This window comes from Nonomuraea salmonea (genome assembly GCF_042428605.1).
GTDB lineage: Bacteria > Actinomycetota > Actinomycetes > Streptosporangiales > Streptosporangiaceae > Nonomuraea > Nonomuraea salmonea.
On the sequence record NZ_JBHMCF010000003.1, the window covers coordinates 1 to 19,381 of the forward strand.

The following is a 19,381-nucleotide window of genomic DNA, read 5'->3' on the forward strand; positions in this document are numbered from 1 at the left end:
TGAGCCAGGATCAAACTCTCCAAACAATGCTTGAAAAGAAGTCCTGGCCAACACTCATGTTCACATGAATGTCAACCAAAGGAATCCGTCAAAAATATGACGGGGTTGTGCATCATGCACTGGCTTTTAACACACTGTTGAGTTCTCAAGAAACGGACGCGTACATCCGCACCGAAATCACAAATCCTTGCGATCCCCGCTCGGAGGCGTTCACTCCGTTCGTTCTGTTGTGTCTTAATCTTTTCAGCCGCTCAAGTCCCTGTCAAATTGACCGGACCGGCTCGACTTTCCAAGAATTAAGCCGCGCCCCCTTTCGGGGACAACCCCTCTAAGTTACCAGCCGATCCGAGTGGACGCGCACGTCTCACCGGAGTGGTGATCTCTTGGAGGTGGCCCCGAGTGAGCCCGGCGATCACCGCCGTTCTCGTGGGACTGGTGAACTCTATGTACGCCTCCCGGAACCGTCAAATCGATGGTTCGTCCCTCTCCCAGAGGCGGCACAGGGGTAGGTACGGGGGCGTGCGTGATCAATCCGTGCCGAGGGCGGTGATCATCCTGGTCGGCCTGGCCGCCGGAGTGATCGTACTCTTCGGCATCCGCGAGGTCGCCTCCATCGCCGGGCCCGTGGTGCTGGCTCTCGTGCTGGTCATCGCGGTCTCCCCGGTGCGCAACTGGCTGGCCCGCCGGCACGCCCCCATCTGGCTCCAGGTCGCGCTGCCCTTCCTCATCGTCGTCCTCGTGCTGCTCGCCATGGTCGGCATCATCACCATCTCGGCCACCCAGCTCGCCTCACTGCTGCCCACGTACACCGACCAGTTCCGGCAGCTCGTGGCCGACGCGCAGCGCTGGGCCGCGGCGCACGGGCTCAGCAACGACGTGCTGAGCAGGGGGTTGCAGGCGTTCGACCCCGGCAGGGTGCTGGGGCTGGCGCAGATCCTGCTCGGCAGCCTGATCGGGGTGCTGTCCGCGCTCTTCCTCATCGTGGTGCTGTTGCTGGCGATGTCGCTGGACGCGCCCGTCACCTCCAAGGTGCTCACGGCCGGCGAGGGGTATCGGCCGCACGTGGTGACGGCGCTGGCGACGTTCGCGCACAAGACGCGGCGGTATTTGATCGTCTCCACGGTCTTCGGATTGATCAACGCGATTCTCGACATGCTCGCGCTGTCGTTGCTGGACGTGCCGCTGCCGTTGCTCTGGGGTGTGCTGGCGCTGATCGCCAATTACATTCCGAACATCGGTTTCGTGATCGGGTTGCTGCCGCCCGCAATGCTCGCGCTGCTGGACGGCGGGGTGCAGACGATGCTCCTGGTCATCGCGGCCTATTGCGTCATCAATGTCGTCACGCAGTCGTTCATTCTGCCGAAATTCCTGGGTGACGCCGTGGGGCTTTCCACGACGATGACGTTCATCTCGCTGATCGTGTGGACTTTCGTGCTGGGGCCGCTCGGCGCGATTCTCGCGATTCCGTTGAGCCTGCTGACGCGGGCGTTGCTCATCGACAGCGATCCGAGTGCGAAATGGGCGCAGGCGCTGGTGTCCGGTAAACGGCCGGCGGGGCGGCCCGCCCAGGGGCGAGCGAGGCGGGTCAGAGGAGGTGGCTCATCGGGCCGCCGCTGAGCCGCCGTACGTCGTTGGCCATGTGGGCCTGGTCGGTGTAGCCGGCCGTGGCGGCGACCCGGGCCAGCGGGAGGCCGGTGCGGGCCAGGCGCAGCGCGTGCTGGAAGCGGACGATGCGCTGCAACGTCTTGGGTGCGTAGCCGAACGCGGAGACGCTGCGGCGTTGCAGCTGGCGTTCGCTGAAGCCGAGTGACCAGGCGACCTCGCTGACCGTCCTGCCCTGGCTCAGGGCGGTGGTGATGGCGGGGGCGACGGGGTCGAGGCCCTGGTCGGCGTCGTAGCCGAGGTGAGGGACGAGCAGGCGGCGCCGCACCGCCGCCCGCATGGCGTGCAACCGCTCCCCCGCCGTGCTCGCGGGGCCGTCGGTCAGCTCGCGGAGGAACGCGTGGCCGCCGGGCAGGTCGGCCAGGGGGACGCGGCGGTCGAGGAGGTCGGTGAGCGGGACGCCGAAGAACGCGCCCACCGCGCCCGGCTTGAAGCGAACGCCGGCCATGGTCTCGCCTGCCCGGATGGACGTCGGCATGGGCCCGGTGTCAGGCCCCGCCACGAACGGCACGCCGTCACCCCAGATCAGGTCGACACAGGCGTCGGGCACCACGAGCACCCGCCCACCACCCCGCTGCTCGGGGGTGACGGAAGAGCCGGAGCCCAGCGCGCCCCAAGCGAGGGCGGGCGAGGCGGAGGTGTCGCTGGTGCGGAGCCATTCGCAGGCGATGCGGCCGGTGAGGCCCGAGGCCGGGGGCCGTTCGGCGTACATGGCTCCAACGTACGCCCGCCCTACGACAGATCGCCAAGCCTCCCGTACGCGTGCAGCGTCTGCAGGCGCTGGACGGTGATGTAGCCGCCCCACTCGTGCTCCACCAATGGCGTCCACATCGTCCAGTTCGGGCCCCAGCCGCCGTCCGGGGACTGCGCGGCGAGCAGCGCGTCGAGGTGGGTGTCCAGGATGTCCTGGGGGAAGAGGGGCAGCGGCGACGGCCGGGGCGCGAAGTCGAGCGGGTGGTGGACGTGGCCGGGCGCGTCGAGATCGTAGGTGACGGTGCCGAGCAGGACGTCCCGCAGCCGGTCGAACTCGGCCAGCGCGCGTTCCCTGTCCGGCACGTACGTCAGAAAGGTCAGCGCGGCCATCGCCTCGTACGTGCCGGGCTCCTTGAGGTCGGCCAGCCGCGACCAGCAGAACGCGGTCGCCCCGGCCAGCCACGGATGCGCGACCCCGTGCTTGTGCAGCAGCCCCGCGATGGGCGCGGTGGGGACGAGCGCGCCGGGCGGGTCGTCGTCCGTCTGCCACCAGGGGGCGCGCGGCGTCTCGCGCACGGACGGCAGCACCCACGGCACCCCGCCGTCGGGCGTGGTCACGGAGGCGAGGTAGTCGCAGGCGGCGGCCACCATCGGGGAGCCGAAGGCGTCCAGCTCGTCGAGGATCCACAGCGCCACCTCGACGGACTCTGGCTGGCTGCCGGCGCCGCGCAGGTCGGGTTCGAGTGCGTGGCCGAAGCCGCCGTCGGGGTTCTGGTAGGCGTGCAGCGCGTGCAGCACGGGTTCGCGCGGGCCGCCCCTGAACAGCGCCTGGAAGCGTAGCCGGTCGATGAGGCGTCCGTGGTGGAGCAGGTAGCGCTCGGCGCGGTCGAGTACGTCCATGGCGGTGGTCCTTTTCATCGTGGGCTTCCGACGCTAACGAGACCGGGAGACCGCGGGCTTGTAACAATCGGACACGTGGACAGACGGCGCTGGGACACGGCGCTGGGACATCGACGACCGCTTCACCGGGGTGTGCGACGCGACGGCGATGTTGCCCGCCGGGAGGAGGAGTTGGAGGGCAGCGCGGCGTACCGGGCGGTGATCAGGCTGCTGTCGGTGATCGCGGAGCCGTCCTTCCTGGTACGCCTGATCGTCACTTGAGGTGGAAGACGGGCCCGCGCGGCCGGAAGGGCAGCGAGGCCCCCTGCGGGATCAGGAAGGCGTGCTCGCGCCGGATCCGCAGCACGTCGCACTCTCCGTCGGTGATCAGCAGGATGGGCCCGTCGGGCGGGAAGTCGCCGGCGCGTTCGAGCAGCCGGACGCCGGGCTGGAGGATGGTGCCGCCCCGTCCGCGCACCCTGACCTTGGAGGCGATCTCCTCGACGGGCAGGTAGCCTGCGTCATAGGCGGTGGCGTCGCAGAACACCACGCGGGCGCGCGGCACGTCGCGGGCGGCGGCGTAGGAGGCGATGGCGCCGAGCGCCTTGCCGAGCAGCTTGACGTCCATGGAGCCGGAGGTGTCGAGCACCACCCCGAACGTGGCCTTGCGGACGGTCTCCTCGGGCCTGATCCGGCCGGGGCGCGGGATGTGCGGGGTGGCGGCCTGGCGGCGGGAGGCGCGGGCGTAGGTGCGGCGCTGCTCCTCGGGCCGGAAGTGCTCGTCGAACCAGCGGGCCAGCCGGGCGTCCCACGGCAGGGGCGGCTGGTCGAGCGCGCGGATCTCCTGTTCGAGCCCGGCGGGCAGCAGGCCGCGGCCGCTGGACTGGTGGTAGGCCAGGCCGGTGGCGAGGGCGTTGCGGTAGTAGTCGTCGAGGTCGACGTAGCCGCCGGCGCGGCGGGGCGGGCGGTCGAGCACGTCGCCGAGCCCGCGCCCGCGCAGCGTGCCGAGCTTGCGCAGGCGGCGCAGGTCGGTCGCGATGCGGTCGTAGACGGCCTCGGCGGACATGCCGGTCAGCGACTGGTCGAACAGCAGCCCTTCCGGCATCTCGCCGACGCCCATCTCGACCAGCCAGCCGTTGATGACGTAGTCGCAGGCGACGTTCCACAGGTACGGCTCGCGCAGGCCGGCGCGCTCGCCGTGGCGCAGCGCGGCGTGCAGCATCTCGTGGGCCAGCACGAACCGCCAGCCCAGCTCGGTCTGCCTGCTGAGCGGGTTGATGTAGATCTCGCCCGCCTCGGCGCTGACGGCGGCGATTGAGATGTCCCACTCCCTGGCCAGCTCGGCGTCCGTGACGATCTTCATGCCCGCGGCCAGCGCCCCGAGCAGCGGGTACGACGACACGAACCAGCGCAGCGCGGTGTCCCACGGCCCCTTGACGTGCCCTTCGACGAAGGTGCGCGGCTCACCGGCGACGTCGAGGGCGTGCGTGGCCGCGTCGGCGATGCCGATGGCGAACGACCGGGGGAAGTCGAGGTCGCGGGCCAGCTCGGCGGTGCCGATGCGGAAGTCGGGCTCGCCCGGCGGGCGGTAGGCGTCGGGCACGCTGGTGCGGCGCCACAGCTCCGACAGCGCCACCTCGTCGTGCGGTGGCAGCTCGGCGGGCAGCGGCGCGGGGCAGCGGCCGATCTTGAGCGTGCGCAGGAAGCGTTCGGCGGCCAGGCAGCAGGCGGCGTGGTACGCGGGCTCGGGGAGGTCGTCGTCGACGTCCTTCGGCGCGCAGGAGCGCGGGTCGGCGTGGCCGAAGCCGAGGTGGAGCAGCAGGTGGGCGAACACCCACGCCCACTCGTCGGCGGGGGCGCGGCGCTTGGGGTGGAAGTGCACGTCGCCGCCGGCGGTGACGTACGCCCATGTGTCGGGGGTGAGGCGGCCGTCGGGGGCCTCGTACAGGGTGCTGTGGAAGACGCGGAACAGCGGCAGCCGGCTGACGGTGTGCCAGCCCTTGAGCACCTCGGCCCGCCAGGGGTCGGTCTTGGCCTTGCGGCGGCTCATGAGCGGGCGGCCATCAGGCGGGGCACGTCTCTGCCGACCTCGACGAGGAACCAGGTGGGCAGCGCGGGCGCGCCGTCGGCGTCGTTGGCGATGACGAGCTGGGCGCACTCCAGCGAGATCTCGGCCAGCTCGACCAGCAGCGTCTTGGCGCGGAACGCGAGGTCGCGGCCCCGGCCGGAGGCGCCGCGCTTGTCGGCGGGCAGCCCTTTGATGAGGCGGGCGCGGAAGGTCTCGGCCAGGAAGTAGAGCAGGTCGCGCTCCTCGGGCCGGCGCGGCCATGGCGCGTCGCCCTTGAGCACGGCCTCCAGGTCGTACGCGTGCCGCACGGTCTTGACGTAGGCGCGGAAGGCGGAGGCGTGGGCGCTGGTGAGCGTGCCGAAGGCGAGCGTGGCGAGGGTGTCGTCGGAGACGTCGTCGCCGTAGGAGACGAGCACGTCGGAGAGCATGTGCCAGGCGCGCGGCGAGGAGAACGGCTCCTCGGTCTTGGGCGGCGGGCTCCACAGGTGGTCGGGCCGCTGCACGAGGTAGTCGATGATCCAGGGGTGGATGCCGTTGGCGGCGGCCCACTTCAGCCAGTCGTCGGACGAGGCCCGCAGGTGGACGTGGACCAGCCGGTTGATGAGCGCGGACGCCATGGGTCTGGCCAGGGCGTTGTCGGTGGCGCGGTTGCCGGCGCCGATGACGACGGAGCCCTCGGGCAGCTCGTAGGCGCCGATGCGGCGGTCGAGGATCAGCGAGTAGAACGCCTTCTGCACCTCGGGGGCTGAGGCGTTGAGCTCGTCGAGGAACAGGCAGTAGGGCTCGGCCCGCGCGATCGACTCGGGCGGCGCGAACCTGCTGCGCCCGCCGACCAGCTCGGGCACGCCGATGAGGTCTTCGGGGGCGAGCTGGGTGCCGAGCAGCGTGACGCAGTCGAGGCCGAGCGAGTCGGCGAACGCGCGTACGAGGGAGCTCTTGCCGATGCCGGGGGCGCCCCACAGGAAGACGGGCCGGACCACGGCGACGTGCAGCAGCAGCTCGGGGAGCTGTGCCGGAGTGACCGTGATCGTCGCCTGCATCACTCCAGACTGCCCAACGACGGGGGCGGCGCGCGAGGCGTTTAATGCTTTGCCCGCCCGATCGGCCGCGACCTACAGTGACCGCCATGTCGAGCATGTTCTGCTGTCCGTTCTTCATCCGCATCCGCCGCGGCCGGGCTCTGGCCCGCCGGCGGATGCGATGAGCTGACCTGAGGCTGACGCGTCCGCAGGCGCGCCCGGGGCCCTTCGAGAGACCTGTTCATCTCGAGGCCCAGGAAGGGCAGTGCTGTGGCGCAGAACTTCGCGCACGGAAATCATTCACACACTCAGAAGAAGATCAGGAACGCCGGTGGCGGCCGCACGCCCACGGATCGGGCGCGGCGCACGCTGTCGCAGAACTTCCTCGTCGACCGGCATGCCGTGCACCTGATGGTCAAGGCCGCCGCCCCGGACGGCCTGGTGCTGGAGCCGGGCCCTGGCACGGGGGCGCTGACGTTCGCGCTGGCGGAGGCGGGCGCGCGGGTGATCGGCTACGAGCTCGACCCGCGGCTGGCCGGGCTGCTGGCCGCGCGGACGCGCAGCGATCAGCGCATCCAGGTGGTCAGGGGCGACTTCGCGCGGGCGCGGGCGCCGCGCGAGCCGTTCGCGGTCGTGGGGAACATCCCGTACGCGTCGACCTCGCGGATCGTGGACTGGTGCCTGCGGGCGCCCGGCCTGACCTCGGCGACGCTGCTCACCCAGCGGGAGTACGCCCGCAAACGCTCCGGCGACTACGGCCGGTGGAGCCTGGTCACGGTGCTGTCGTGGCCGTGGTTCGACTGGCGGCTGGGTGACGCGGTCGGCAGGGAGAGCTTCCGCCCGGTGCCGTCGGTCGACTCGGCGATCCTGCGCGTCGAACGCAGACCGGACCCGCTGGTGTCGGGCCGCCGCTCGTACGAGGAGCTGGTCGAGCTGGGCTTCGGCGGGGTGGGCGGCTCGGTGCGGGCCTCGCTGAGGACGCGCTATGCCGGGGTGGACGCCGCGCTGGCGGCGGCCGGGGTGGCCCGCGACACCGTCGTGGGCCACGTGCGTCCCGGTCAGTGGATCACGTTGTGGGAGCGCCTATGCCGGTGACGTGATCCGCGACGACTTGGGCGACCCCGAGGAGGCGAGCCCTGGGACCTCCGCGACGCGGCGGTTCCAGGGCAGGGCCAGCGCGAGGATCGGCAGGATCAGGATGGAGGCCCGCGACCAGTAGGTGTGCTGCAGCCACCACCCCTGCGGGCCGAACTGGGTCATGACCAGGTAACCGTAGGCCGACCAGAACGACGTGGTGAGGATGGCCGCCCAGGCGAACCTGGTGGGCCGCGCGACCAGGAACGGCATGAACCACAGCAGGTATTGGGCGCCGAGCCGGGGCGTCATGATCATGAAGACGATCAGGATGGCCGTCGTCATGTCGATCGGGTCGGCCCGCCGCCACCACAGGATGACGGCGATCACGCTGACGTAGATGAGGTTGGTGCCGAACGAGGCCAGCTCGGGCCGCAGGTCCCAGCTGCCGCCGGTGAACCACGGGGTCCAGCCCCACTCGCCGACGATGGGCCGGATGTCGCGGATGGTGTCGATGACGGCCGGAATCTGGTTGAGCGACGTGCCGGCGAAGATCGGCAGCGTCACCAGGAAGAAGACCGGCACGAGCCCGGTGGTGAACAGCCCCATCACGCGGGCGCGCAGGTTGGGCAGGAGCAGCAGCATGCCGGGGATCAGCCAGATCGGCCAGCTCTTGGCGCACAGCGCGAGGCCCATGAGCAGCCCGGCCAGGGCGCCGCGGCGCAGGTGGGCGCGGTCGTCGGGGCCGGGGAGCAGCGCGCGGTGCAGCATGCCGCGGCGGCCGATCACGCGCGGGATGGAGCCGCGTACGCCGTAGGCCGCGATGCCCTGGCGCACCCTGGCGGCGACGTCGGTGACCATGCCGGGCCTGTGGGGGTCGCCCGGACCGCGGGCCACCACGAACGCGGCCACGCCGAACACCAGCGCGACCGGCTCGACCTGGCCGTGCACGGAGGCGACGAGCAGGGCGAGCGGGTTGAGCGCGTACTGGAAGGCGCGCAGCGACGCCCTCGGGCCGCCGGCGAGCTTGCCGACCAGCGGGATGAGCACGATGTCGGCGACCACGGTGACCAGCCGGCCGGCGTATTCCCATGGGATGCCGAGCCACAGCAGGATGCCGTAGACGTAGGGGATGGTCGGCAGGAAGTGCCAGCCGCCGTTGCTGGCCAGCACCGGGTCCTCGCCGCGCAGCACGGCCTCGCCCGCGGGCTTGAAGCTGTTGACGAAGTCGACGGGTTGCCAGGTGCCGATGGCCGCGACGTACATGATGAGCACGCGCACGGCGATGCCGACCGTGAGGGCGACCCAGAGAGGGGGGCGCCAGTCACGACGTTGCGCGACGATGGCGAGCACGACACCGGCGACGAGGACGATCCCCGTGAGAGCTGCGTAATCCATGGCGCGTCTAGCCTGCCGTAAGCCGGGACCCGCTGCCACTCGGCCGGGTCGAGTGCTGCCAATTCTTATCCCCGACATGCCGACACGTATCCCGATACGACATCACGGTCTGTGTTGAACTTTTTCCATGGGGGGATCGCAGGTCAACCAGGCACTGGTCAGGCTGTATTTCGAGGTACGGGACGGGGAGCGCGACCCGGTCGCGGCCTGGGCGAAACTCACAGGAAACTCACAGCTCTACCACCGCATGCGAGGTGAGCGGCGGGTGCCGCTCGACGACGCGACGGCGGCGGAGCTGGCCGGCGCCGCGATCGTGGACACCGCGGCGCGGCACGGCGCCGAGCGGGTGGCGGCGCTGGCGACCTCGCCGCTGTCGCGGCTGGTGGGCGGCCTCGGCGGGGCGGTGCTGACCGAGCATCCATGCGCGCCCGAACAGGTGCTCGGCCCCCGGTTCTCCGGGCCGGGGGCCGACGACTGGGCCCGGCAGGCGTACGTGCTGCTGTGGGGCGAGAACAACCGGCTGGTACGCACGGCGGACACGCCCTGGGTGATCGCCGGGCGGTACAAGGGCCAGAAGGTGGTGGCGATCGGCACCCACCCGACCCGGCTGTCGGACGAGACGCTGGTGGTGCGGCCGGGCACGGACGGCGCGCTGGCGATGGCCATGGGGCACGTGCTGCTCAAGGAGTTCTACCTGGACCGCACGCCGTTCGCCGGGCACGCGATGGAGCGCACGGACCTGCCGTCCCTGGTGTGGTTGCGGCGGCGGGAGGGCGCGTACGTGCCGGGCGGGCTGACGGGTGAGGTGTGCGACCGGCTGAGCGTGTACGGCGGTCAGGCGGCGGAGGTGCTGCTGCCGCGCTTCGACGACGGCACGGGGGTGCTGCGGCGTGGCGTGCCGGTGGTGTCGGACGGCGGTGAGCCGGTGACGACGGTGTTCGACCTGCTGCTCGCCGTGTACGGGGTGCCGCGCCCCGGGCTGCCGGGAGTGTGGCCGGGCGGGTACGAGGACCGGGCCGAGCCGTACACGCCGGGATGGCAGGAGGCGTACACGGGGGTGGCGGCGTCGCGGGCGGTGAAGACGGCGCGGGAGCTGGGGGTGACGGCGGAGAAGACGGGCGGCCGGTGCGTGATCGTGCCGGGGCGGCTGGAGACGCCGCACGCGGACACGGCGTACCGGGCGATGCTGGCGCTGCTGGTGCTGACCGGGTGCGGCGGCGGGTGGGCGCAGGCGGGCGGCGCGGGGATCCCGCTGGTGCCTTACCTGTGCCTGCACGCGTGCGGCGAGGACCGCGCCGACTTGGGGGCGCTGAGCTGGGCGCTGGCGGAGGGGTTGTTCGCGCGCAGGACGTCGCGGGCGGTCCTGCTGGAGGCGGTGGCCGGCGGGTGGCCGATGGCGCCGCCGCCGCGCGTGCTCGCGCTCCCCCGGCCGATCTATCCGCTGCCGCCCGACGTGGACCTGCTGATCGGGCCTGACGAGCACTGCGACCTGACGCCGCCCGACCCTGAGCTGCTGGCCGGGGCCGTGACCAGGCTGGCCGGCGACACGACCCCCAGGCGGCTCCCCGAGCCGGGCGCGCGGCCCGCGTTCGGGCGGATGCGGCTGATGGTGGACCACGCCTGGATGCACGAGTACGGCGAGGCGCTGCCCACCTACCGGCCGCCCGGTCTCGGCATCCCGATCAAGCCCACCCAGCTCGTCAGGGTGCGGTGAGCCCGTCGAGGTGGGCCCGGTGGCTCCGGGAGAACTCCTTGCCGTTGAAGACGTCCCAGTTGATCGACCAGGCCATCAGCCCGCGCAGGCCGGGATAGACGCCGCGCGGCCGGTACGACCCGCAGCCGGTGCCCTTGGCCAGGCAGTCGAACGCCTTGTGCACCTCGGCCACAGTGGTGAACCCGTTGCCGGCGTTGGGCGAGGCGGGCAGCCCGATCGCCACCTGGTCCTGGCGCAGCGGCGGGAACATGTTGGCCGGGTTCCCCGCGATCGGGAAGCCGGCGAGCAGCATGTCGGTCATGGCGACGTGGAAGTCGTGCCCGCCCATCGTGTGGTACTGGCCGTCGAGCCCCATGATCGGGCCCGAGTTGTAGTCCTGCACGTGGAGCAGGGTCAGGTCGTCGCGCAGGGCGTGGATGACGGGCAGGTAGGACGCGCTCCTGGGGTCGGCGCCGTTCTGGCCCGGGCCGTAGAACTGGTGGCCGAGCTGGACGAAGAACGTCTCGGGGGCCATGGTGAGCGTGAAGTCGTCCCCGTAGCGGCTCCTGAGCGTCTTGAGCGCCGCGATGAGGTTGACGACGACCGGGGTGGTCGGGCGGGCGAGGTCGGTGTCGCCGGGGTCGAGGTAGAGGGAGTGGCCCTCGAAGTCGATGTCCAGGCCGTCGAGGCCGTAGCGGTCGATGATGGCGGAGACGGAGCTGACGAACGCGTCGCGGGCCGCCGCCGTGGTGAGCTGCACCTGGCCGTTCTGGCCGCCGATCGAGATCAGCACCTTCTTGCCCTGCGCCTGCTTGGCCCTGATGGCGGCGATGAAGTCGGACTCGGACTCGACGCCTGGGCATTCGGCGGCGGGGCAGCGGGTGAAGCGGATGTCGCCGGAGGTGACGGAGGTGGGCTCGCCGAAGGCGAGGTGGATGACGTCCCACTCGTCCGGTACGTCGCTCATGCGGATGTAGCCGGAGCCGTTGGCGAACGACGCGTGCAGGTAGCCGACCATGACGCGCTCGGGCAGGCTGGTGTCGCCGCCGCCCTCCGCCGTGGTGCCGGTGACCTGCGTCGAGTACGGCGAGCAGTTGCCCGCCGCGTCGCAGGCCCTGACCCGGAAGGCGTACGACGTCCGCGGAGTCAGGCCGGTCGCCGTGTATGAGGTGCCGGTGACGGGGGTGGGGGCGACGCCGTTCCTGGAGACCTCGTATTTCGTCACGCCGACGTCGTCCGATGAGGGCGACCAGGTCACGTCGAGGCTGCTCGCGGTCGCGTGGCCGACGGTGACGTTCCCTGGGACGGCAGGGGCCTGGGTGTCCTCGGGGCCGCCGCCCGGGCCGTCCAGCTGGACGTCGTCGGCGAGGTAGGGGCCCTGGCCGTACCAGCCGTTGACGTACACGGTGACGGACGTGGTGGCGGGGCCGGTGGTGAAGGAGGTCCTGAGCTGGGACCAGGCGGCGCCGGGCGAGGCCCACGTGCTGGCGCTGACGCCGGAGCCGGTCGCGCCGAGGAAGACGTACGCGCCCTGCACCCAGGCCGACAGCTCGTAGACGGTGTTCGGCAGGACGGTGACGGCCTGCTCACAGCGGGCCAGGTCGTTGCCCTGCGGGGTGGCGCGCAACGCGCGGGCGCCGCCGTGCACGGGTGCGGTGACGGTCTCGGCGCCCGAGCAGGTCCAGCCGGTCAGGCCGGACTCGAAGCCCGGGTTGCGGGCGATGTCGGCGGCGTGTGCGGGGGTGGCGGGGAGTGCGACGAGTGCGGCGGCCAGCAGGACCGCCGGTGCTCGGAATCTCATGCTGTCCTCACTGCGGTCCGCCCCCGAGGCGGAGGGGGGACGGGCCGGTCGGTGACTCGGAGGCGGCCCGCCCCTCGCGCAGGGGCGGGCCGTCGCTGGTCAGAAGCCGGCGGTGATCCTGGTGAAGTCCCAGTCGGCCTGCGCGATGCCGCTGCAGTGCGCGACCACGCCGCCGCCGGGGCAGCCGCGGTCGCGGTTGACCGCCCAGTAGGCGAGCCTGGTCAGGCCCTTCGACCTGGCCCAGTCACGGATCTGGGTCCAGGTGCCGGTGGTGGTCATCTCCTGCTGATCGGACACGCCGTTCATGCCGGAGATGCCCATGTGGGCGTACGCCTGCGCGTCGGTCCAGCCGTAGGCGTTCTTGAGCGCGTTCTTCAGGCCCTCGGAGGCGTTGACGGTGTCCTGGTAGATGTTGGAGCTGCCGAAGTCGAACGGCATGATCGTGAAGTTGTCGATCGGCACGCCGAGCGCCTTGGCCTGGTTGATGAGCCGGACGCCGTGGTTGTTCGGGCCGGTTCGCTCGGTGCCGAACGTCACGACGATCTTGACGTTCGGGTTGTTCTGCTTGACGATCTTGAGGGCGTTCAGGATGCGGTCCTGGACGGTGTAGTTGGCGAACTCGTCGGTGTTCTCGATGTCGAAGTCCACGACGGCCGGGCCGACGGCGTTGATGACCTGCTGCACCGCGTTGGCGTACGCCTGCGGGGAGGAGCAGTTGGGGCCGAGCTTGTTGCCCTGCCAGCCGCCGAAGGAGATCTGGACGTTGCCGCCCTTCGACTTGATCGTGTTGATCGCCTGCTGGTCGGCGCCGCCGGTGAGCGGCCTGTTGCCGTCCCAGGCGGGGGTGCAGCCGCCGCTCGACAGGATGAACGCCATCGTGAACGACTTCACGCCGGTCGCGTCCATCACCGTGCCGGGGTTCGGCGGGCTGCCCCAACCCATGTAGAGGTAGGGGGCGCCGGCCATCTTCGCCGGGTTGGGTCCGGGGTCGGAGCCGCCGCCGGAGGTGGTGGCCGTCACGGAGTTGCTGGCCCCCGACAGGTTGCCGGCGGCGTCGCGGGCGCGGACGGTGTAGGTGTAGCCGGTGTTGGCGGCGCGGCCGGTGTCGGTGTACGACGTGCCGGACACCGTCGTGACCAGGGTGCCGCCCCGGTAGACGTTGTAGCCGGTGACGCCGACGTTGTCGGTGGAGGCGTTCCATGCCAGGGAGACGCTGCTGGAGGTGACGCCGGTCGAGCGGAGGTTGCCGGGCGCCGACGGGGCCGAGGTGTCGCTGCCGCCGCCGCCCGAGCCGCGCTTCCACAGCGCGGGCACGTTCGGCGGCTCCCAGCCGGGCTGCGAGGTGTGCGCCTGGAGGCACACGTAGTCGACGCCCTGGTAGGTGACGACGGCGCCGGTCGCGTACGAGGTCCACGGCGCCCAGGCGGCGGCGAGCACCCTGATCTGCTGAGTCGTGGCCTGTGCGGGGGTGGCGAGCCCGGCGCCGGTCAGCACGAGGGCGAGGCCGGTCGCCAGGGCGGTGAGTCTGCTGCGAAAGGTCATGGCATTCCCTGGAGGTGGGGCTTGACGGTCTTGGAGAACTGCCAGTTGTTGCTCGCGTCCCAGTTGATGGACCAGGTCATCGCGCCGCGGATGTCGGGGTAGGCGCGCGGCGGCACGAAGGAGCCGCAGTTGCTGCGCTTGGCCAGGCAGTCGAGCGCCTGGTTGACGAGGGCGGGCGCGACGACGCCGCCGCCCGCCGCGCCGGGCCCGGCCGGCAGGCCCAGCGCCACCTGGTCGGGGCGCAGGCCGTTCTCCAGCTGGATGCAGGCCAGGGCGGTCATGAAGTTGACCGAGCCCTGCGCGTACGCCTGCGCCTGGTCGCAGCCGAGCATGGAGCCCGAGTTGTAGAACTGGGTGTGGACGACCGTGAGGATGTCCTTGATCGACAGGGCGAGCTTGAAGTACTCCATCCCGGTCGTCTGCATGTCGATGGTCTGCGGGGCCATCGTGATGATGAGGTCGGCGCCGGCCTTGGCGCGCAGCGATCTGAGCGCCTGGGCCATGTAGGTGGCGTTGAGTCCGTTCTCCAGGTCGATGTCCACGCCGTCGAAACCGTAGCTCTGCATGATCGCGTGGACGGAGTCGGCGAAGCGGGTCGCGGCCGCCGAGTCCGCCACCTGCACCCGGCCGGCCTCGCCGCCGACCGACAGGATGACCTTCTTGCCGCGCTGGTGCAGGGCCTGCACGTCGGCCTTGAACTGGGCGTCGGTGTAGCCGCCGACCGCGGCGGCCAGGCCGCCGTCCACGGCGAAGGTGACCTGGCCTGGAGTGGAGGTGGCCTCGCCGAAGGCGACGGCGATCAGGTCGTACTCGCTGGGGACGGCTCCGAGCTTGAGCTCGACGGCGGGGTTGACGAAGTTGTGCCAGTAGCCGGTGAGGAAGTGCTTGGGCAGCGTGCCTCCGCCGCCGGTGCAGCCGCTGGTGGTGGCGGTGACGTCACGTCCCTGCGACTCGCCCTGCGCGTTGTACGCCTTGACGGTGTAGGTGTGCGTCTGGCAGGTGCCGAGCCCGCCGATGGTGGCCGTGGTGCCGGTGGCCGTGGCCTTGACGGTGCCGCCCTCGTAGACGCGGTAGCCGGTGACCGTGCCGCTGGACGCGCCCCAGGTCAGGGTGATGGCGCTCGCCGTGGCGGTGGCGTTGACCGTTCCCGGGGCGCCGGGGACGCCGGGGTTCGTGGTGCCGCCGCCGCAGGAGGCGCCGTTGAGCGTGCAGCCGGTGATGCCGGGGAAGTTGCCGGGGTTGCCGTTGAAGCCGAAGCTCACGCCGGCCCCGGGGGCGAGCGGGCCCGCCCAGCTCGGCGGGGTGAAGGTGTAGTGCTGCCCGTTCCTGGTCATGACGGCGTCCCAGGCGGACGGGATGCTGAAGCCGGACGGCAGGTCGAACTGCACGTTCCAGCTCGGCATGGCGGTGGTGCTGTCGTTGGTGACGGTCACCTTGCCCTCGAAGCCCGAGCCCCAGTCCGACACCTTGACGAACGTCGCGGTGGGGCCCGCGGCGTGCGCGGGCGCGGCGGGGAGCACGGAGAGGCCGAGTGCGGCGGTGGCCAGCGTCAGGAGGATCGCGCGTAATCTCACGGGTCTTTCCTTCTGGTTCTGCGTGCCGTACGGCTTGCGCAGGGGGGTGAGAACGCAAGCCGTACGGCACGGCCCGCGGAGGTGAACACGGGCCTGGGGGGTGTCTGCGCGAGTAACCTTGCTGCGGTTGTCAGGTCTTGTCCGGACGAAGATTACTTTTAGGAAACTTTCCTAAGGATTGCCGCGATCGTAGCTCTGACACCCGAGGCTTACAAGACCCAAACACGACTCCGCCGCACGAGTCAGCCGACCGTGCGGCCCAGTCGTGCGGCGGAGGAGAGACCGGCTGCTACGGCTGCCGGGTGATCCTGACGTCGTCGATGCCGGCCTCGACCAGGGAGGCCCCTGAGGCGTCGGCGGCGTCGATGAGGATGCGGACGGTCTGGCCCGCGTGCGCGTTCAGGCTCGCCGTGGCCGTGGCCCAGGCGCCGTTGCGGTTGGAGGCCGCGCCGGGCTGGTTGAGCACGGTCGTCGTGGTACTGCCCACCACGCGGACGCGCAGGTAGTCGGCGCTTGAGGAGTTCGAGCCGTGCGCCAGGTAGTGCGAGAAGGACAGGCTCAGCGCGCCCGTCGAGGGCAGCGTGATCGGCGGCGACTGGATCAAGGTGACGCCGCCGTCGATGTCGTGGTCGCCCGCCGACGAGCCCGCCAGGCGGCCGGTCACCAGGTCGTTGGTACCACTCACCGTGGTGCCGAGTTGCTTGGCGCCGCTTGAGGTGGTGGCCTGCGGGTCGCCCCGCTCCCAGAGCCCGGTGCCGGCCGTGTCGGTGCCGTTCGGGTTGACCGTCCAGCCGGTCGCCGTCTCGAACGTGTCGATGTAGACGGTCTCCGACGGGGTGCCGGTGCCGCAGTACTGGGCCTCCTTGCCGATGATGCGGTAGACGCAGTCCGCGTACTCCAGGAAGCGCAGCACCGCCTCCCTGTTACGGGTGGTCTGCGTGACGATCTGCTCGTCCGGCGGATAGAAGCCGGGGCTGGAGCCGCGCGGATACATCTCGAACGTGAAGCTGAAGATCTTGTAGAAGCCCCACAGCCAGTCGTCGATCGTGCCGTCGGTGATGTAGAGGTCGCTGGCCTGCTCAGGCGTGTACCCGTTCGTGCTCGCCATGTTCTGCCCCAGCGTGGCGTGCGCGTCGCGGTCGTCCTGCGTCAGGCCGGGCGCCGTGTCGTTGAAGGTGTAGCCGTACGGCCAGAGGATCAGCTCGCTGTAGGTGTGCCAGTCGATGTGCGCCTTGATCTGCTGCACCCCGCCCACGACCCGGCCGCGCACCCAGTTGGCCGCCGCCCTGACCTCGGGCGCCGACTCCGCGCTCGCGCCCCGGTACGTCTCGCTGCCCGCCGAGCCAGACGACCCGCCGCAGCAGCCCCAGTTGTAGGCCCAGTTACGGTTCAGGTCGGTGCCGACCGCGGACGAGCCCGAGTTCGGCTGCCGGTTCTTGCGCCAGGAGCGGTAGGAGCCGGTGGCGATGTCGTACTCGCCGCCGTCCGGGTTCAGGTCCGGCATGATCCAGATCTCCCTGGTGTTCACCAGGTTCGTGATCCGGGCGTCGCTGCCGTAGTTGTCGGCCAGCAGGTGCATGATGTAGAGCGCCATCTCGACCGTCAGGTGCTCGCGGGCGTGCTGGTGCGCGGTGAACAGCACCTCGGGCTCGTTCTCGTCGGCGCCCACGTTGTCGCTGATCTTGACCAGGCGCAGCGGCCTGCCCTCGTACGACGTGCCGTACGTCGTCTGGCTGACGATGTCGGGCCGGGCCGCCACCAGCGCGTTGATCTCCGCGGTCATCTCGGCGTAGTTGTGGTAGGCCGAGTCCGCCGGCGGGAAGTCCAGAGCGCCCACCGATGACGGCGGCGCCGGTCGCGGCACCTCCGTCACCCGATAGCCGAGCCGCCTGATGGCCGACACCTCGGACTCCGTCGCCGTGACCAGCACCGAGTCCGGGTCCACCTCCTCGATGGCGGCTCCGGTCGCCGCCACCGCGCTGCGCTGCCGCGCGTCCGCCGGGCCCGCCACCCGATACTGCTTGTTCGGCGGCGGCTCGGCGGTGGCCCCCGCGCCTGTCATGCCGGTCAGGCTGATCAGGCTGAGGGCGGCAAGCAGGATGACTAATCGGTGTCTCACCTCGTCCTCCTCGGGCGCTCGGGGTCGGGGTTGACCGGCGCCTGAACTGAGAGTGAAGACGTTGACCGCCGCGGAGAAGGCCCAAATTCCGTCAGCCTGCGGCCAGCCCCGCGATGCGCTCCACCAGGCCGTCGGCGTCGAAGCCGATCGGCTGCCAGTAGACGTGGTCGGCGCCCAGTTCCCTGGCCCGCGCGAGGTCCTCGGCCACCTGCTCGGCCGAGCCGGTCAGCGGCATGCGCTCGTCCAGCGGCCGGTCGCCGATCACGCCGTTCACCTGGATGACGAACGGCCCCGCCCCGCCGGCCTTCCGGTACGTCTCCACGCACTGGCCCAGCGCGTCCCAGTCGAACACCACGGCGCTCAGCCCCATCCCGAGCGCGGCCGCCCGCTCGACCGCCGCCGGTGCCGCCGCCCCCGCGAGCAGGGTCAGCCCGGCCGGCTTCGGCCCGACCTGCGACTCGGGGATCGTGTAGAAGCGGCCGGAGAAGCTCACCGGGTCGGGGCCCCAGCACGCGCGCATGGCCGCCACGTGCTCGGCGAACCCGGCCCCGCGCCGCGAGACGGGCACTCCCGCCGCCTCGAATTCCTGCGCCATCCAGCCCTGGCCGAGGCCGATCCACAGGCGGCCGCCGCTCAGCCGGTCGAGCGTCGCGAGGCGCTTGGCCAGCACCACCGGCGGGTGGTAGAGGGCGTCGATGACGCTGGTGCCCAGGCGGATCGTGCTGGTGGTGGCCGCGAGGTAGGCGAGCGTCTCCAGGGGGTCGTACACGATGGCGCTCTCCTCGGGCAGCGGCACCACCTGGTTCAGCCCCAGCATGTACGGCTCCGCCGGCCGCAGCAGCCGCTCGTACGCCCACACCGCGCCGAGTCCCGCGCGCTCGGCACGCTGCGCGACGTCGGCGATCCGCTCAGGGCTCGCCTCAGGTCCCGTGATGGGCAGGCCGATTCCGAAGTCCATGTCGTGCTCCCTTCCGTCACATGGATGGACCCGGGCGGGGCGGGAAAGTCATCGGACCGCCGGATATCGTGTGATGTCAGCGGTTCGTCCCCAGGAGCAAGCAGCATGTTCTTCGGCATCACGGATTTCTGGGCCTACGCCATCGGCGCCTTCCTGATCATCCTGTTGCCCGGGCCCAACTCCCTGTTCGTGCTCAGCCACGCGGCCACGCACGGCGTACGGGCGGGCTACCGGGCCGCGTGCGGCGTCTTCGCGGGCGACACCGTGCTGATGTTCCTCAGCGCCGCCGGCGCCGCCTCGCTGCTGCGCTCCCACCCGGCGCTGTTCGCCGTCGTCAAGTACGCGGGCGCCCTCTACCTCGCCTGGATCGGCCTGCAGATGATCCGCGGCGCGTGGAAGTCGTGGCGCGCCGTCCCCGAGGTGTCGGAGCAGCCCGTCACCGCGCCGGCCAGGGCCGAGAGCCGCCCGTTCCGCAAGGCGCTGACGATCAGCCTGCTCAACCCGAAGGCGATCCTGTTCTTCGTCTCGTTCTTCGTGCAGTTCGTGGACCCCGGCTACGCCAGCCCGGCGCTGACGTTCGTCATCCTCGGCGCGGTCATCCAGCTCTTCAGCTTCCTCTACCTGACCGCGCTGATCTTCGGCGGCACGTTCCTGGCCGCGCAGTTCCGCCGCCGCAGGCGGCTCGGCGCGGGCCTGGCCTCGGGCGTCGGGGTCGTCTTCCTGGGATTCGGGGCGAAGCTGGCCACCGCGTCACTCGGCTGAAAGCCCGGCTCAAGGCGCGGCTGTTTTCGCTGGAGACAGATCGAACGCGTCAAAAGAGGCAGTCGCACCACCACTCCTCAGGTACCGTAAGCCACCGGCGTGCTTCCCGGGGACGGCGGCCGATGACGCTCTGGTGACA

Annotated in this window: 15 protein-coding genes; 5 read left to right on the forward strand and 10 right to left on the reverse strand. The window is 71.0% G+C overall.

Translation table 11 applies throughout. The features are described from left to right. Window positions 1-519: 519 nt before the first annotated feature. Complete coding sequence (locus ACFFR3_RS01230) at window positions 520-1,617, forward strand: AI-2E family transporter (protein WP_379482461.1); 1,098 nt, start codon at window positions 520-522, stop codon at window positions 1,615-1,617. Here the strand turns inward: ACFFR3_RS01230 and ACFFR3_RS01235 are convergent. Beyond that, window positions 1,586-2,374, reverse strand: coding sequence for a helix-turn-helix domain-containing protein (locus ACFFR3_RS01235; protein ID WP_379482462.1), 789 nt, complete (start codon window positions 2,372-2,374; stop codon window positions 1,586-1,588). The two genes, ACFFR3_RS01230 and ACFFR3_RS01235, sit on opposite strands and share 32 nt — an antisense overlap. A 20-nt stretch (window positions 2,375-2,394) precedes the next feature. Continuing rightward, window positions 2,395-3,255 carry a hypothetical protein gene (locus tag ACFFR3_RS01240; RefSeq protein WP_364382857.1) on the reverse strand — a complete coding sequence of 287 codons (861 nt, stop codon included), beginning with the start codon at window positions 3,253-3,255 and terminating at the stop codon, window positions 2,395-2,397. Between the two features lie 132 nt (window positions 3,256-3,387). On the opposite strand from ACFFR3_RS01240, the gene ACFFR3_RS01245 reads away from it, so the two are divergent. After that, the gene (locus ACFFR3_RS01245; RefSeq protein ID WP_379482463.1) at window positions 3,388-3,516 is read left to right on the forward strand and encodes a hypothetical protein; all 129 of its coding nucleotides are present in this window, start codon (window positions 3,388-3,390) and stop codon (window positions 3,514-3,516) included. Here ACFFR3_RS01245 and ACFFR3_RS01250 read toward each other — a convergent pair. Then, entirely contained in the window at window positions 3,509-5,284 is a 1,776-nt protein-coding gene (locus ACFFR3_RS01250; protein WP_364382863.1) for a vWA domain-containing protein, read from the reverse strand. The genes ACFFR3_RS01245 and ACFFR3_RS01250 overlap by 8 nt on opposite strands. Then, the gene (locus ACFFR3_RS01255) at window positions 5,281-6,342 is read right to left on the reverse strand and encodes an ATP-binding protein (RefSeq protein ID WP_345398160.1); all 1,062 of its coding nucleotides are present in this window, start codon (window positions 6,340-6,342) and stop codon (window positions 5,281-5,283) included. The genes ACFFR3_RS01250 and ACFFR3_RS01255 overlap by 4 nt, the downstream gene beginning before the upstream one ends. Before the next feature lie 297 nt (window positions 6,343-6,639). Here ACFFR3_RS01255 and erm point away from each other — a divergent pair, with 297 nt between their 5' ends. Continuing rightward, on the forward strand, window positions 6,640-7,416 hold the full coding sequence (erm, locus tag ACFFR3_RS01260; protein WP_379482712.1) for an ErmE/ErmH/ErmO/ErmR family 23S rRNA (adenine(2058)-N(6))-methyltransferase: 777 nt from the start codon (window positions 6,640-6,642) through the stop codon (window positions 7,414-7,416). Here the strand turns inward: erm and ACFFR3_RS01265 are convergent. After that, window positions 7,405-8,793 (reverse strand): putative hexosyltransferase, encoded by a 1,389-nt coding sequence (locus tag ACFFR3_RS01265; protein WP_364382867.1) that lies wholly within the window; start codon window positions 8,791-8,793, stop codon window positions 7,405-7,407. The two genes, erm and ACFFR3_RS01265, sit on opposite strands and share 12 nt — an antisense overlap. A 127-nt stretch (window positions 8,794-8,920) precedes the next feature. Here ACFFR3_RS01265 and ACFFR3_RS01270 point away from each other — a divergent pair, with 127 nt between their 5' ends. Further along, window positions 8,921-10,507 (forward strand): molybdopterin-dependent oxidoreductase, encoded by a 1,587-nt coding sequence (locus ACFFR3_RS01270; protein ID WP_379482464.1) that lies wholly within the window; start codon window positions 8,921-8,923, stop codon window positions 10,505-10,507. Here ACFFR3_RS01270 and ACFFR3_RS01275 read toward each other — a convergent pair. The 5 genes from ACFFR3_RS01275 to ACFFR3_RS01295 all read right to left on the reverse strand — a co-directional run bounded on the left by ACFFR3_RS01275 (window position 10,494) and on the right by ACFFR3_RS01295 (window position 18,480). Further along, window positions 10,494-12,287, reverse strand: coding sequence for a chitinase (locus ACFFR3_RS01275; RefSeq protein WP_364382873.1), 1,794 nt, complete (start codon window positions 12,285-12,287; stop codon window positions 10,494-10,496). The genes ACFFR3_RS01270 and ACFFR3_RS01275 overlap by 14 nt on opposite strands. 99 nt (window positions 12,288-12,386) lie before the next feature. Further along, a complete protein-coding gene (locus ACFFR3_RS01280; protein WP_364382876.1) occupies window positions 12,387-13,829 on the reverse strand; it encodes a carbohydrate-binding protein in 1,443 nt (480 codons plus the stop codon). Beyond that, window positions 13,826-15,403 carry a chitinase gene (locus ACFFR3_RS01285; RefSeq protein WP_345398136.1) on the reverse strand — a complete coding sequence of 526 codons (1,578 nt, stop codon included), beginning with the start codon at window positions 15,401-15,403 and terminating at the stop codon, window positions 13,826-13,828. Before ACFFR3_RS01285 ends, ACFFR3_RS01280 begins: the two co-directional genes overlap by 4 nt. Window positions 15,404-15,692: 289 nt before the next feature. After that, window positions 15,693-17,522 carry a M14 family metallopeptidase gene (locus ACFFR3_RS01290; RefSeq protein ID WP_379482465.1) on the reverse strand — a complete coding sequence of 610 codons (1,830 nt, stop codon included), beginning with the start codon at window positions 17,520-17,522 and terminating at the stop codon, window positions 15,693-15,695. Window positions 17,523-17,613: 91 nt separating this feature from the next. Further along, window positions 17,614-18,480 (reverse strand): TIGR03619 family F420-dependent LLM class oxidoreductase, encoded by an 867-nt coding sequence (locus ACFFR3_RS01295; RefSeq protein ID WP_364382885.1) that lies wholly within the window; start codon window positions 18,478-18,480, stop codon window positions 17,614-17,616. A gap of 105 nt (window positions 18,481-18,585) precedes the next feature. Here ACFFR3_RS01295 and leuE point away from each other — a divergent pair, with 105 nt between their 5' ends. Further along, the gene (leuE, locus tag ACFFR3_RS01300) at window positions 18,586-19,242 is read left to right on the forward strand and encodes a leucine efflux protein LeuE (RefSeq protein WP_345398126.1); all 657 of its coding nucleotides are present in this window, start codon (window positions 18,586-18,588) and stop codon (window positions 19,240-19,242) included. The last annotated feature ends 139 nt before the right edge of the window (window positions 19,243-19,381 follow it).

Coding starts and splice junctions, on each gene's coding strand:
- ACFFR3_RS01255 (WP_345398160.1), bottom strand. CDS start 6,342: ATGCAGGCGACGATCACGGTCACTCCGGCACAGCTCCCCGAGCTGCTG.
- ACFFR3_RS01275 (WP_364382873.1), bottom strand. CDS start 12,287: ATGAGATTCCGAGCACCGGCGGTCCTGCTGGCCGCCGCACTCGTCGCA.
- ACFFR3_RS01235 (WP_379482462.1), bottom strand. CDS start 2,374: ATGTACGCCGAACGGCCCCCGGCCTCGGGCCTCACCGGCCGCATCGCC.
- ACFFR3_RS01295 (WP_364382885.1), bottom strand. CDS start 18,480: ATGGACTTCGGAATCGGCCTGCCCATCACGGGACCTGAGGCGAGCCCT.
- leuE (WP_345398126.1), top strand. CDS start 18,586: ATGTTCTTCGGCATCACGGATTTCTGGGCCTACGCCATCGGCGCCTTC.
- ACFFR3_RS01250 (WP_364382863.1), bottom strand. CDS start 5,284: ATGAGCCGCCGCAAGGCCAAGACCGACCCCTGGCGGGCCGAGGTGCTC.
- ACFFR3_RS01270 (WP_379482464.1), top strand. CDS start 8,921: ATGGGGGGATCGCAGGTCAACCAGGCACTGGTCAGGCTGTATTTCGAG.
- ACFFR3_RS01240 (WP_364382857.1), bottom strand. CDS start 3,255: ATGGACGTACTCGACCGCGCCGAGCGCTACCTGCTCCACCACGGACGC.
- ACFFR3_RS01265 (WP_364382867.1), bottom strand. CDS start 8,793: ATGGATTACGCAGCTCTCACGGGGATCGTCCTCGTCGCCGGTGTCGTG.
- ACFFR3_RS01280 (WP_364382876.1), bottom strand. CDS start 13,829: ATGACCTTTCGCAGCAGACTCACCGCCCTGGCGACCGGCCTCGCCCTC.